This window comes from Serratia sp. BNK-17 (genome assembly GCF_048684935.1).
Lineage (GTDB): Bacteria > Pseudomonadota > Gammaproteobacteria > Enterobacterales > Enterobacteriaceae > Serratia > Serratia nematodiphila.
Map to the genome: position 1 here is coordinate 383,056 of NZ_JBLQTR010000001.1, position 13,040 is coordinate 396,095.

A 13,040-nucleotide genomic window follows, 5' to 3' on the forward strand; every position below is an offset into this window, starting at 1 on the left:
GCGGTAAACCGCATGGTTTTCCGGCCACATAGCACAGAGTGCGGGCGCGGCACGCCGCGCCCGGCAAGGGTTACTAGACGTCCAGCAGCAGACGAGCCGGATCTTCCAGCATCTCTTTGACCGTCACCAGATAACCGACGGATTCCTTACCGTCGATCAGGCGGTGGTCATAAGACAGCGCCAGATACATCATCGGCTGGATCACCACCTGACCATTGACCGCCATTGGGCGATCTTTGATGGCGTGCATGCCCAGGATGGCGCTCTGCGGCGGGTTGATGATCGGGGTGGACATCAGCGAGCCGAATACGCCGCCGTTGGTAATGGTGAAGTTACCGCCGGTCAGCTCTTCCACGGTCAGTTTGCCGTCGCGGCCCTTAACGGCCAGCTCTTTGATTTTCTTCTCGATGTCAGCCATGCTCATGGCGTCTACATCGCGCAGTACCGGCGTCACCAAGCCGCGCGGGGTAGAAACCGCGATGCTGATGTCGAAGTAGTTGTGGTAAACCACGTCGGAACCGTCGATCGACGCGTTCACTTCCGGGAAACGCTTCAGCGCTTCAACCACCGCCTTGATGTAGAAGGACATGAAGCCCAGACGCACGCCGTGGCGTTTCTCGAAGGCTTCGCCGTACTGCTTGCGCAGATCCATGATCGGCTGCATGTTGATTTCGTTGAAGGTGGTCAGCATCGCGGTGCTGTTCTTCGCTTCCAGCAGACGCTCGGCGACGCGTTTGCGCAGGCGGGTCATCGGCACGCGTTTTTCGCTGCGGCCGGCCAGAGCCGGCTGCGGTGCGGCTTCAGCGGCGGCGGCCGGTTTGGCGGCGGCGCCGCCTTTGGCCAGGTGCGCTTCCACGTCTTCACGAGTGATGCGGCCACCCACGCCGGTGCCTTTGATGGCGCCGGCATCGAGGTCGTGTTCGGCGATCAGGCGGCGAATCGCCGGGCTGAGCGCGTCATTGCTTTCTTCTTCCAGGCTCGCGGTCGCGCGCTGTGCAGGCGTGGACTCTTTCTCCTGGCTCTTCTCGGCGGTCGGCTTGCCGGAGCTGTCGCCTGGGCGGATGCGGCCGAGCAGCTGGCGAGACAGCACGGTCGCGCCCTCTTCTTCCACGATAGCATCGAGAATGCCCGCTTCACTGGCCGGCACTTCCAACACCACTTTGTCGGTTTCGATTTCAACCAGGACTTCATCACGCTGCACGCTGTCGCCCGGTTTTTTGTGCCAGGTGGCTACGGTCGCATCGGCAACCGATTCAGGAAGGTCAGGAACCAGAATATCTACGCTACTCATTTAGCTTTCCCTTAAGTTTTTTATCATCTGCTTGCCGGCCCCTCGGCCGGCAAGCGAGCGAACATTAGTCAATATTCAGCGCGTCGTTCACCAGAGCCTGCTGCTGCTTCTGGTGTACGGACATATAGCCCACCGCCGGAGAAGCGGAGGCCGGACGTCCTGCGTAACGTAAAGAAGCCCCGAACGGCACCACTTCACGGAAGTTGTGTTGGCTGCAGTACCAGGCGCCCTGGTTCAGCGGCTCTTCCTGACACCAGACGAAATCATGCACGTGAGAGTATTGCTCCAGCACGGCCTGCACGGCCTGATGCGGGAACGGATACAGCTGCTCGATGCGCACGATGGCCACGTCTTTCTGCTCGTTCTTGCGACGCTGTTCCAGCAGGTCGTAGTAGACCTTGCCGGAGCACAGCACGACGCGCTTGACCGCTTTCGGATCCAAGTCGTCGATCTCGCCGATCGCCGGCAGGAAGGTGCCGTTGGCCAGCTCGTCCAGCGAAGAAATCGCCAGCGGGTGACGCAGCAGCGACTTCGGCGACATCACCACCAACGGACGGCGCATACCGCGCAGCGCCTGGCGACGCAGCATATGGTAAACCTGCGCCGGCGTGGACGGGACGCACACCTGCATGTTCTGCTCTGCGCACAGCTGCAGATAGCGTTCCAGACGCGCGGAAGAGTGCTCAGGGCCCTGGCCTTCATAGCCGTGCGGCAGCAGCATCACCAGGCCGCACATACGGCCCCATTTTTGCTCGCCGGAGCTGATGAACTGGTCGATAACAACCTGTGCGCCGTTGGCGAAGTCGCCGAACTGCGCTTCCCAGATGGTCAGCGTGCGCGGTTCCGCCGTGGCGTAGCCGTATTCGAACGCCAGCACCGCTTCTTCGGACAGCACGGAGTCCCAGACCTTGAATTCGCCCTGGCCGCTGTGGATGTTCGCCAGCGGAACATAGACCGAACCGTTTTTCTGGTTGTGCACCACCGCGTGACGGTGGAAGAAGGTGCCGCGACCGGCGTCTTCGCCGGAGATGCGGATTGGAATGCCTTCATCCGCCATGGTGGCGTAAGCCAGCGTTTCGGCGGCGCCCCAGTCGAACGGCTTGTTGCCTGCGGCCATCTCGGCGCGGTCCGCGTAGATTTTCGCCACACGCGACTGCATTTCGATCGCTTCCGGCACGGTGCTGATGCGGCGGCCCAGCTCCTGCAGACGCTTCATCTCAACCTTGCTCGGGTACTCTTCGTCCCACTCGTGGTTCAGGTACGGCGACCAGGTGAAGGAGTGCAGGTTCATCGGACGCCACTCTTCAACCACGCAATCGCCGCGGTCGAGCGCATCACGATACAGGTTGACCATTTCCGTGGCATCTTCCAGGCTGGCCACTTTCTGTTCGGTCAGAACGTCAGCGTAGATTTTGCGCGGCGTAGGGTGTTTCTTGATCTTCTGATACATCACCGGCTGGGTGGCGCTCGGCTCGTCGGCCTCGTTGTGCCCATGGCGACGGTAGCAGACCAGATCGATCATCACGTCACGCTTAAAGGTGTTACGGAAATCCAACGCCAGGCGGGTGACGAAGGCCACGGCTTCCGGATCGTCCGCGTTAACGTGGAAGATCGGTGCCTGAACCATTTTGGCGATGTCGGTGCAGTATTCGGTAGAGCGCGCATCCAGCGGGTTGGAGGTGGTGAAACCAACCTGGTTGTTGATGACGATACGCACGGTGCCGCCCACTTCGTAGCCGCGAGCCTGAGACATGTTCAGGGTTTCCTGAACCACGCCCTGGCCGGTGATGGCGGCGTCGCCGTGGATGGTGATCGGCAGCACCATGTTGCTGCGCGCTTCGTCCAGACGATCGCGACGGGCGCGTACCGACCCCATGACCACCGGGCTGACGATCTCCAGGTGCGACGGGTTGAACGCCAGCGCCAGGTGAACCATGCCGCCTTCGGTTTCCACGTCGGAGGAGAAGCCCTGGTGATATTTCACGTCACCGGTGCCGAGGTGTTCTTTATGCTTGCCGGCGAATTCGTCGAACAGATCGGCCGGCTTTTTGCCCAGCACGTTGATCAGCACGTTCAGACGGCCGCGGTGGGCCATGCCCAACACCACTTCGCGCGTGCCGTTCTTGCCGGCGTGGCGCACCATCTCTTTGAGCATCGGCACCAGCGCGTCGCCGCCTTCCAGCGAGAAGCGTTTGGCGCCCGGGAATTTGGCGCCCAGGTAGCGCTCCAGGCCTTCCGCCGCGGTCAGCTCGTTCAGGAAACGGCGTTTTTCGTCGGCGGTAAAGCTGGCGCGCCCCACCACCGACTCGATGCGCTGCTGGATCCAGCGTTTCTCTTCGGTGTTGGTGATGTGCATGTACTCAGCGCCGATCGACCCGCAATAGGTCTGTTTCAGCGCGGCGTACAGATCGCCCAGCTTCATGGTTTCTTTGCCGATGGCGAAAGAGCCCACGTTGAAGGTTTCCTGGAAATCGGCTTCGGTCAGGTTGTGGTAAGCGGGATCAAGGTCAGGAACTTGCTCGCGCTGCCACAGGCCGAGCGGATCGAGGTTGGCATGCTGATGCCCGCGGAAGCGGAAGGCGTTGATCAGCTGCAGTACCTTGACCTGTTTGGCGTCGGTTTCCGGATCGGTGATGGTGGTGTTGTAGCGCGCGGAGTCTTTCGCCAGGCGGCGGAAGTAATCGCGCGTTTGAGAGTGAAGCTGATCGGGTTTGACACCCGCGGTTGGTAGCTGTTGAAAAATGGAACGCCAGCTATCTTCAACGGAACCCGGATCGGTTAAGAAGTCTTCATAGAGCTGCTCTATGTAAGACTGGTTCGCGCCCGCCAGATAGGAGGAATCCAGCCAGGCCTTCATTGCGCCGTTCTGCATCATGATCCCTTAAGCTTTGAAGCTTTAGTTTTCGCCGTGGTTAACATAATTACCGTGATGAATACGGTTTGCCGTAAAACGGTTCACTCGACGTACTTGCGGCCATGTCGGCCCGATACGTTCTGTTATGGACCTTGCGGTCCCTTACAAGGAACCTCTAAAAACCGGCGGAAGAACCAGGCTGCATAGCGCCGCAGCCGCGGGTCAGTTTTTAGAGGTTCCCTCCCCTATGGGACGTGCGCCGGAAAAGAGCCCGGCGCAGCATCTCATTCCGTTTATGCGCCGCGTTGCAGCAGCATGGACTTGATATGCCCGATCGCACGCGTCGGGTTCAAGCCTTTAGGACATACACTGACACAATTCATAATGCTATGGCAGCGGAAAACACTAAAAGCGTCGTCCAGATCATCTAAACGTTCTTGCGTTTCCGTGTCACGGCTGTCGATCAGGAAGCGATACGCCGCCAACAGACCGGCTGGGCCGATGAACTTGTCCGGGTTCCACCAGAACGATGGGCAAGAGGTCGAACAGCAGGCGCACAGGATGCACTCGTACAGACCGTCCAGCTTGGCGCGCTGCTCCGGCGACTGCAGGTGCTCGCGCGCCGGCGGGTTCTTGCCGTCGTTCAGCAGGTATGGCTTGATCTTTTCATATTGGGTATAGAACTGGCCCATATCCACCACCAGATCGCGCACCACCGGCAGGCCCGGCAGCGGACGGATCACGATCTTGCCGTTGCCTTTGCGCAGCGACGAAACCGGGGTGATGCACGCCAGGCCGTTTTTACCGTTCATGTTCAGGCCGTCGGAACCGCACACGCCTTCGCGGCATGAACGACGGAACGACAGGGTCGGGTCTTTTTCTTTCAGCTGGATCAACGCATCCAGCAGCATCATGTCGCGACCTTCTTCCGCTTCCAGGGTGTAGTCCTGCATGTGCGGCGCGTCATCGACATCCGGGTTGTAGCGATAAATGGAAAATTCGAGTTTCATCTGTCGATCTCCGCAATTAGTAAGAACGCACTTTCGGCGGGAATGCCGGGCGCAGCTTCGGTTGCATGTTCACTTCGCGGCGCGTCATGCTTTCCGATTGCGGCAGATACAGCGAATGGCACAGCCAGTTGGCGTCATCGCGTTCCGGATAGTCGAAGCGGCTGTGCGCGCCACGGCTCTCGGTACGGAAGTTGGCCGACACGGCGGTGGAATACGCGGTCTCCATCAGGTTATCCAACTCCAGGCATTCGATGCGCTGGGTGTTGAACTCGCTGGAGGTATCGTCCAGGCGTGCGTTCTTCAGACGTTCACGGATCACTTTCAGTTCTTCCAGGCCCTTGGCCATCGCATCGCCTTCGCGGAATACCGAGAAGTTGTGCTGCATGCAAGACTGCAGCGCTTTGCGAATTTCGACCGGGTCTTCGCCGGAACGGGTGTTGTTCCAACGGTTCAGACGATCCAGCGAAGCTTCCACGTCGGAGTCGCTGGCGTCACGGCTCACACCCTGCTCTTCCAGCGATTCCTGCAGGTGCATGCCGGCGGAACGGCCGAACACCACCAGGTCCAACAGCGAGTTGCCGCCCAGGCGGTTGGCGCCGTGCACCGATACGCAGGCGATTTCGCCCACGGCGAACAGCCCCGGGATCACCACGTCTTCGCCTTTCTCGTTCACGGTCAGCGCCTGGCCGGTCACCTTGGTCGGAATGCCACCCATCATATAGTGACAGGTTGGGATAACCGGGATCGGCTCTTTCACCGGATCGACGTGCGCGAAGGTGCGGGACAGTTCCAGAATGCCCGGCAGGCGGGATTCCAGCACCTCTTTGCCCAGGTGATCCAGCTTCAGCTTGGCGTGCGGGCCCCAAGGACCGTCGCAGCCGCGGCCTTCGCGGATTTCGATCATGATCGAACGGGCAACCACGTCGCGGCCCGCCAGATCTTTGGCGTTCGGCGCATAACGCTCCATGAAGCGCTCGCCGTGCTTGTTCAGCAGGTAGCCGCCTTCGCCGCGGCAGCCTTCGGTCACCAGCACGCCCGCGCCGGCGATGCCGGTCGGGTGGAACTGCCACATTTCCATGTCCTGCACCGGCACGCCGGCGCGCAGCGCCATGCCGACACCGTCGCCGGTGTTGATGTGGGCGTTGGTGGTGGACTGGTAAATGCGGCCAGCGCCGCCGGTCGCCAGCACGGTGGCCTTGGCTTTGAAGTAAACCACTTCACCGGTTTCGATGCAGATAGCCGTGGTGCCGACCACCGCGCCGTCCTGGTTTTTCACCAGATCAAGCGCATACCACTCGGAGAAGATGGTAGTGTGGTTTTTCAGGTTCTGTTGATACAGGGTGTGCAGCAGCGCATGGCCGGTACGGTCGGCTGCGGCTGCGGTACGCGCCGCCTGCTCGCCGCCGAAGTTCAGCGACTGGCCGCCGAACGGGCGCTGATAGATGCGGCCGTCGTCCAGACGAGAGAACGGCAGCCCCATGTGTTCCAGTTCCAGAATCGCTTCCGGGCCGGTTTTACACATATATTCGATGGCGTCCTGGTCACCGATATAGTCGGAACCTTTCACCGTGTCGTACATATGCCATTCCCAGTTGTCCTCGTGGCTGTTGCCCAGCGCGACGGTGATGCCGCCCTGTGCGGACACGGTATGGGAACGGGTCGGGAAAACTTTGGACAGCAGGGCACAGGTCGAGCCCGCTTGGGAAATTTGCAGCGCGGCACGCATGCCCGCACCGCCGGCGCCGATTACGACGGCATCAAACTCTCTGACTGGCAGTTTCATTTAAGCACCCCACACTACGATTGTTCCGTACAGTAAATAGACCAGCAACGCGACCACGACAGCCAGCTGCAACACCAGGCGAACCGCCAGCGGCTTGACGTAGTCCGTCAGCACCTGCCACAGCCCGATCCAGGCGTGCACCAGAATCGACAGCAGGGTCAGCAGAGTGAACACTTTCGTAATGGAAGTGGCGAAGAAACCGCGCCAGATGTCATAAGTGAGTTCCGGAGCCGTGACGAAAAAGCCCAGGATATACAGGACGTACAGGGTAATGATGATAGCGGAAGCGCGCAGCAGCAGCCAATCGTGCACGCCGTTGCGCCCTAATGCAGAAACGTTGTTTACCATACGAGGACTCCAGCCAGAACTGACAGCACGACGGTCAGACCGATCGCCACCTGGGCGGAACGGGTGCCGGCGGCCAAACTCTCTTCGATGTAGCCAAAATCCATTAACAAGTGACGGATGCCACCGCAAATGTGATAGGCCAGCGCCGTGAGGATGCCCCAGAATATGAATTTGACGATGAAGCTATTCATGATGGCGGCCGCCTGCAGGAACCCCTCTTGGGAAGAGAGTGACAGGCCCAGCAGCCAGAGGAGGATACCCACGGCAACGAAGGTAATTACGCCAGAGACTCGGTGTAAGATAGACGCTATCGCAGTTACGGGGAACCGGATCGTTTGCAGATCCAAGTTGACAGGTCGTTGTTTTTTCACGTATTTGCCCACACAGCTCTTATTATTTTCCTTCCTCCGGGCCTGGGCGGGGATCAGACAGCGTTAAGAGCCTAAAACCCTTACACGTCACGCGCTCAAACATCAACATCCTCTGTGCTCAAACGGCGCGCATTTATAACGCTGGGTGCTCCTACTTCAGGGTAATCCGGAGACCTGGCGGCAGTATAGGAGGATCACATTCTGATTACAATTCTCATACAACCGCTTTGATAACATTTCCCCCGAACAGTGATTCAGATCACGGATTTCACAATTAGTGCAAAATTAATTATCTGATTTGACAAGAGATCAACATTTCCATTACATATAGGGGCACAAACGGTCCTATGATGCGCTATGGGTCAGCAGATACACTTCCTCCCGGGTTCGAGTTATGCAACAGTGTATTTGGCGAACCTATCCCAATAGCCGTTGTTTCCCGCTCGAGTTTGCCGGCGTCAAAAGCAAATAAAGCACATAAAAACAGATTATTGGGATAGGTTCACATCTCTTCGAACAGCTCATAGGTAAGATTAACAGACTATAACGAATTACTATGAATCGTTAACAACTGGTCACCCGTCTCGTTCGCCTGGTCAGCACTCTGTACCCTACCCGCGCACAGTTGCGCAGTCGCTCACAGAGTTAGCGTCCGCACCATTTTTTTGCGGGCAACCTGCAGAGATTTAAGGTATTTCAGTTGTTAGTGGTTTTAAAAATAAGGCGCTAAGGAGACAGTAAATGACTGATAAGAAAGCGACGCTAACCATTAACGACAGCGAAGCTCCGATCGAACTGGGCGTATTGACACCGACACTGGGCCCTGATGTCCTCGATGTCCGCGCTCTGGGTTCCAAAGGTTATTTCACATTTGATCCCGGCTTTACCTCCACCGCTTCTTGCGAATCCAAGATTACCTTCATCGACGGCGACAAAGGCGTGCTGCTGCACCGCGGCTTCCCTATCGAGCAGCTGGCGAAAGAATCTTCCTACCTGGAAGTGTGCTACATCCTGCTGTACGGCGAGACCCCAACGCCGGAAGAGTTCGAGACCTTCAAAACCACCGTTACCCGCCACACCATGATCCACGACCAGATCACCCATCTGTTCCGTGGCTTCCGTCGCGACTCGCACCCGATGGCGGTGCTGTGCGGCGTGACCGGCGCGCTGGCGGCGTTCTACCACGATGCGCTGGACGTCAACAACGAGCGTCACCGTGAAATCACCGCGTTCCGTCTGCTGTCCAAAATGCCGACCGTGGCCGCGATGTGCTACAAATACTCCCTGGGCCAGCCGTTCGTTTACCCGCGCAACGATCTGTCCTACGCCGGCAACTTCCTGCACATGATGTTCGCCACCCCGTGCGAAGAGTACGTGGTGAACCCGGTACTGGAACGCGCCATGGATCGCATCCTGATCCTGCACGCCGACCATGAGCAGAACGCCTCTACCTCGACCGTGCGCACCGCCGGCTCTTCCGGCGCCAACCCGTTCGCCTGCATCGCGGCCGGCATCGCCTCCCTGTGGGGGCCGGCGCACGGCGGCGCCAACGAAGCGGCGCTGAAAATGCTGGAAGAGATCAAGACCGTCGAGCACATTCCGGAATTCATCAAGCGCGCCAAGGACAAGAACGACTCCTTCCGCCTGATGGGCTTCGGCCACCGCGTGTACAAGAATTACGATCCGCGCGCCACCGTGATGCGCGAGACCTGTCACGAAGTGCTGAAAGAGCTGAACAAGAAGGACGACAACCTGCTGCAGGTGGCGATGGAGCTGGAACACATCGCGCTGAACGACCCGTACTTCATCGAGAAGAAACTGTACCCGAACGTCGACTTCTACTCCGGCATCATCCTGAAGGCGATGGGCATTCCTTCTTCCATGTTCACCGTGATCTTCGCCATCGCGCGCACCATCGGCTGGATCGCCCACTGGAACGAAATGCACGACGAAGGCATCAAAATTGCCCGTCCGCGTCAGCTGTACACCGGCTATGCCGAGCGTGATTTCAAATCCCAGCTGAAAACCAAGTAAGCCGCTTCCCCGGCTGAAACCGCACAGCGCCGCCCTTTCGGGCGGCGTTTTTTTTGGCTATTTCTGGCAGCCCGGGCACCAATAAAACGGCCGCGACGACAGCTCGGTACGCACGATCATCCCACCGCAGCGCTCACAGGGCTCGCCGCTGCGATGAAACACCTTGAAGCGAAACAGCGCGCCGTGATGCCGGTTGTCATCCGCCTGCCCGCGCGTCTGGTAGGAAAGGCGCGGCACCGCCAGCAATGCCTCCGCCAGGTCGCGCAGCGCCTCTGGCGCCAGATCCTGTGGTTTGTGCTGCGGCGCCAACTCGGCCTGCCACAGGATTTCGGCTCGCAGATAGTTGCCCAATCCGGCAAGAAACGCCTGATCGAGCAGCATGCCGCTCAGCTGCCTGCGACGAAAACGCGGCGTCAGCAACCGCTCCGCCACATCGTCTACCGTCAGCGACATGTCCAACACATCGGGGCCGATGCGTTGCAAAAACGGGTGTTGCTCTATTTCCTCGCGCGGCCCGACGGTAATGTCGGAAGCGCTGTAGAGCAAAATCGCGCTATGAGCGGTTTCCAGCCGCACCCGCAGATCGCGCTTGGTCTCCGGCGTCTCCCCGGCCGCCGCCACTTTCCACACGCCGTACAGCTGGTTGTGGCTGTACATCGTCAACCCGTTGGAGAAATGGGTCAGCAGCGCCTTGCCGCGCGGCTCGATGGCGACGATACGCTCGCCGAGCAGACGCTGGCGATAGTGCTTCAACTGGGGAAAAGCGAAATCGACGGCGGTCAGCGGCTGCTCGATCACCGCCGCCGCCAGTTTGTCCGCCGCCCGGCGGATCTCCGGTCCTTCCGGCATAGACCACTCCTTACATAGACCCGGCGCAGCCCGATGCGCCGGGGATTCTCTTGATTAATGCGTTGCGCCGCCCGCCACTTTCAGATCGTGTTCCACCTGCAACGCGATGGAAACGGCCAGCTCCAGCGCAAACAGCACCGTCGAGGCCGCCATGCTCGGTGCGCCGGGGTGCGCCGCCGCCTGTTCCGGCAGGTACGGGATATGAATAAACCCGCCCTTCACCTCGCGCTGGCCGCTCAACCGATGCAGCAGGCCGTACATGACATGGTTGCACACGTAGGTGCCGGCGGTCTGCGAAACGGAGGCCGGAATGCCGGCCTCGCGCATCGAGCTGACCATCGCCTTGATCGGCAAGGTGCTGAAATAGGCCGCCGGACCGCCGGCGACGATCGGCTCATCCACCGGCTGCTGCCCCTGATTATCGGGGATACGCGCGTCGTCGACGTTGATCGCCACCCGTTCAATCGTGATATCGGTGCGGCCGCCGGCCTGGCCGACAGCCAGCACCATCACCGGCTGCACCTCGTCGATCGCCGCATTGAGCGCCTCCAGCGCCGCGCCGAACACGCACGGCAGCTGGCGCGCCACAATGCGCGTACCCACCAGCTCCATATCATTGAGCTGCTTCACCACTTCCCAGGAAGGGTTGAGCCGCTCGCCGCCAAACGGCTCAAAGCCGGTAATCAATACTTTTTGCATCCTTACTCCTACAGGAACATCAGGAAATACAGCAGGAACACGTTAACCAACAGCAGCAGCACGCCGGTCGGCACCTGCGCCTTGATCACCGCATTCTTGTCCGGCAGCTCCAGCAGCGCCGCCGGCACAATGTTGAAGTTCGCCGCCATCGGCGTCATCAGGGTGCCGCAATAGCCGGAGAACATGCCGATCGCCGCCATCACCGCCGGGTTGCCGCCGTGTTGCAGCACCAGGATCGGAATGCCGATGCCGGCGGTGACGATCGGGAACGCGGCGAAGGCGTTACCCATCACCATGGTCAGCACCGCCATACCGATAGCGTAGACCGCCACGGCGATAAAGCGGTTATCCACCGCCAGATACTCCTGGGTCAAATGCGAGATCGCGGTGCCGACGCCGGCGACGGTAAACAGCAGGCCAAGCGTGGCGAGGATCTGCGGCAGAATGAACGCCCAGCCGATCGAATCCAGCAGGCGCCGCGCTTCCTGCACCGGCTGCAACGCCTTCTCATGGGTCATTTTCACCGCGATCGCCAGGCCAATCAGGCAGCCGACGGTCATCGAGAACAGGGTGATCAGCGTCGCATGGTTACCGCTGCCAAACACCGCGCTTTGCAACGCCGGAATATTGTTGAACAGCAGCACGCCGATCACCGTCACCACCGGGATCGCCAGCGCGGGGATAAACAGCTTGTTGCCCAGGCGCTTGGCGCTGGCCTCGCGCTCCTGCGGCGTTCGCTGATGATAGCTGCCGAGGCGCACGCCGCCGAAGCCGGCGATCAGGGCCATCACCACCACCACCACGCCAACGATGATGTGCAGCATGCGTTTCTCGTTGCTGCCTTCGCCGAGCACGTCGCCCAGCAGGCGGTAAGTCCAGTCGCCGACCAGGAACACCAGGCCGTACAGCCCCCAAAACAGCCCGGTAGTGATGCGGCGCGGGTTGGCGCGATCGCGGAAGGACATCACCGCCACAATCAGCAGCACCGCGCCGGCCAGCCAGTAGAGATATTGTTGCTGGAAGTTCATCGTGCTTCCCCCTTCGCCTGCAGCGCCGCCTGATTCAGCTGCGCCAGCTCGGCACTCAGCTGTTTATCCATCCGATACAGCCGGAAGGCGTGGATCAGGAAAGCGAAAATGGCGGTCGGAATGCCCCACAGCGCGATATGCAGCGGCTCGGTCTGAATGCCACCGGACTCCAGCATAAAGTTGTGCATGAAGATGATCGCGCCGAAGGCCACGAAGATATCTTCGCCGAAGAACAGCCCGACGTTGTCGGTGGCGGCCGACATGGCGCGCAGGCGGTGGCGGGTGCGCTCCGGCAGCTCGCCGTAGCGGTTTTCCGTCGCCCCTTCCGCCATCGGCGCCAGCAGCGGCCGCACCATCTGCGGGTGCCCGCCCAGGCTGGTCAACCCCATCGCCGCGGTGATCTCGCGCACGAACAGGTATACGATCAGCAAACGGCCGGCGGTGGCGCTTTTGATCCTGGCGATCCACGCCTGCGCCCGCTCTTTCAACCCGTGGCGCTCCAGCAGGCCGATCACCGCCAGCGGCAGCAGCAGGATCAGCGGCAGGTTACGGGTGTTGAGAAAGCCCTCACCGAGCTTTTCCAGAATGACGTCCAGCGGCATCAGCGCCGCCAGACCGGTGATGATGCCGGCGGCGATCACCACCAGCACCGGATTGAAACGCAATACAAACCCGACCACGATAGCGGCGATGCCGATCAGTGGCCAGAGATTCACGGCCTGTTCCATAGTCTTCCCTCGATATTTTCTAATAATTTTTTTGTTTGTGATGTT

Annotated in this window: 11 protein-coding genes; 1 reads left to right on the forward strand and 10 read right to left on the reverse strand. The window is 60.0% G+C overall.

What is annotated here, in order from left to right; all coding sequences use genetic code 11:
* Window positions 1-73: 73 nt before the first annotated feature.
* The 6 genes from odhB to sdhC form a co-directional block, all read right to left on the reverse strand.
* Complete coding sequence (gene odhB / locus ACMGF7_RS01930; RefSeq protein ID WP_015376977.1) at window positions 74-1,291, reverse strand: 2-oxoglutarate dehydrogenase complex dihydrolipoyllysine-residue succinyltransferase; 1,218 nt, start codon at window positions 1,289-1,291, stop codon at window positions 74-76.
* Window positions 1,292-1,355: 64 nt separating this feature from the next.
* The gene (sucA, locus tag ACMGF7_RS01935; protein ID WP_015376976.1) at window positions 1,356-4,163 is read right to left on the reverse strand and encodes a 2-oxoglutarate dehydrogenase E1 component; all 2,808 of its coding nucleotides are present in this window, start codon (window positions 4,161-4,163) and stop codon (window positions 1,356-1,358) included.
* Between the two features lie 275 nt (window positions 4,164-4,438).
* Entirely contained in the window at window positions 4,439-5,155 is a 717-nt protein-coding gene (locus ACMGF7_RS01940) for a succinate dehydrogenase iron-sulfur subunit (RefSeq protein WP_015376975.1), read from the reverse strand.
* 16 nt (window positions 5,156-5,171) lie between these two features.
* On the reverse strand, window positions 5,172-6,938 hold the full coding sequence (sdhA, locus tag ACMGF7_RS01945; RefSeq protein ID WP_015376974.1) for a succinate dehydrogenase flavoprotein subunit: 1,767 nt from the start codon (window positions 6,936-6,938) through the stop codon (window positions 5,172-5,174).
* Window positions 6,939-7,286, reverse strand: a complete 348-nt coding sequence (gene sdhD, locus ACMGF7_RS01950; protein ID WP_004939891.1) for a succinate dehydrogenase membrane anchor subunit — start codon at window positions 7,284-7,286, stop codon at window positions 6,939-6,941. It abuts the gene before it with no gap.
* A complete protein-coding gene (gene sdhC / locus ACMGF7_RS01955; RefSeq protein ID WP_004939893.1) occupies window positions 7,280-7,669 on the reverse strand; it encodes a succinate dehydrogenase cytochrome b556 subunit in 390 nt (129 codons plus the stop codon). Before sdhC ends, sdhD begins: the two co-directional genes overlap by 7 nt.
* Window positions 7,670-8,398: 729 nt before the next feature.
* On the opposite strand from sdhC, the gene ACMGF7_RS01960 reads away from it, so the two are divergent.
* On the forward strand, window positions 8,399-9,691 hold the full coding sequence (locus ACMGF7_RS01960) for a citrate synthase (RefSeq protein ID WP_004939895.1): 1,293 nt from the start codon (window positions 8,399-8,401) through the stop codon (window positions 9,689-9,691).
* A gap of 57 nt (window positions 9,692-9,748) precedes the next feature.
* Here the strand turns inward: ACMGF7_RS01960 and nei are convergent, their stop codons facing one another.
* From nei to ACMGF7_RS01980, 4 genes are read right to left on the reverse strand one after another with little or no spacing between them, the layout of a single operon-like run.
* Window positions 9,749-10,540 carry an endonuclease VIII gene (nei, locus tag ACMGF7_RS01965; RefSeq protein ID WP_049240191.1) on the reverse strand — a complete coding sequence of 264 codons (792 nt, stop codon included), beginning with the start codon at window positions 10,538-10,540 and terminating at the stop codon, window positions 9,749-9,751.
* Window positions 10,541-10,594: 54 nt separating this feature from the next.
* Window positions 10,595-11,239 carry a pyroglutamyl-peptidase I gene (gene pcp / locus ACMGF7_RS01970; RefSeq protein WP_049186579.1) on the reverse strand — a complete coding sequence of 215 codons (645 nt, stop codon included), beginning with the start codon at window positions 11,237-11,239 and terminating at the stop codon, window positions 10,595-10,597.
* 8 nt (window positions 11,240-11,247) lie between these two features.
* Window positions 11,248-12,267 (reverse strand): DUF979 domain-containing protein, encoded by a 1,020-nt coding sequence (locus ACMGF7_RS01975; protein ID WP_004939900.1) that lies wholly within the window; start codon window positions 12,265-12,267, stop codon window positions 11,248-11,250.
* A complete protein-coding gene (locus ACMGF7_RS01980) occupies window positions 12,264-12,995 on the reverse strand; it encodes a DUF969 domain-containing protein (protein WP_015376970.1) in 732 nt (243 codons plus the stop codon). The genes ACMGF7_RS01975 and ACMGF7_RS01980 overlap by 4 nt, the downstream gene beginning before the upstream one ends.
* Window positions 12,996-13,040 lie beyond the last annotated feature (45 nt).

Coding starts and splice junctions, on each gene's coding strand:
- ACMGF7_RS01940 (WP_015376975.1), bottom strand. CDS start 5,155: ATGAAACTCGAATTTTCCATTTATCGCTACAACCCGGATGTCGATGAC.
- odhB (WP_015376977.1), bottom strand. CDS start 1,291: ATGAGTAGCGTAGATATTCTGGTTCCTGACCTTCCTGAATCGGTTGCC.
- pcp (WP_049186579.1), bottom strand. CDS start 11,239: ATGCAAAAAGTATTGATTACCGGCTTTGAGCCGTTTGGCGGCGAGCGG.
- nei (WP_049240191.1), bottom strand. CDS start 10,540: ATGCCGGAAGGACCGGAGATCCGCCGGGCGGCGGACAAACTGGCGGCG.
- sdhA (WP_015376974.1), bottom strand. CDS start 6,938: ATGAAACTGCCAGTCAGAGAGTTTGATGCCGTCGTAATCGGCGCCGGC.
- sdhD (WP_004939891.1), bottom strand. CDS start 7,286: ATGGTAAACAACGTTTCTGCATTAGGGCGCAACGGCGTGCACGATTGG.
- sucA (WP_015376976.1), bottom strand. CDS start 4,163: ATGCAGAACGGCGCAATGAAGGCCTGGCTGGATTCCTCCTATCTGGCG.
- ACMGF7_RS01960 (WP_004939895.1), top strand. CDS start 8,399: ATGACTGATAAGAAAGCGACGCTAACCATTAACGACAGCGAAGCTCCG.
- ACMGF7_RS01975 (WP_004939900.1), bottom strand. CDS start 12,267: ATGAACTTCCAGCAACAATATCTCTACTGGCTGGCCGGCGCGGTGCTG.
- ACMGF7_RS01980 (WP_015376970.1), bottom strand. CDS start 12,995: ATGGAACAGGCCGTGAATCTCTGGCCACTGATCGGCATCGCCGCTATC.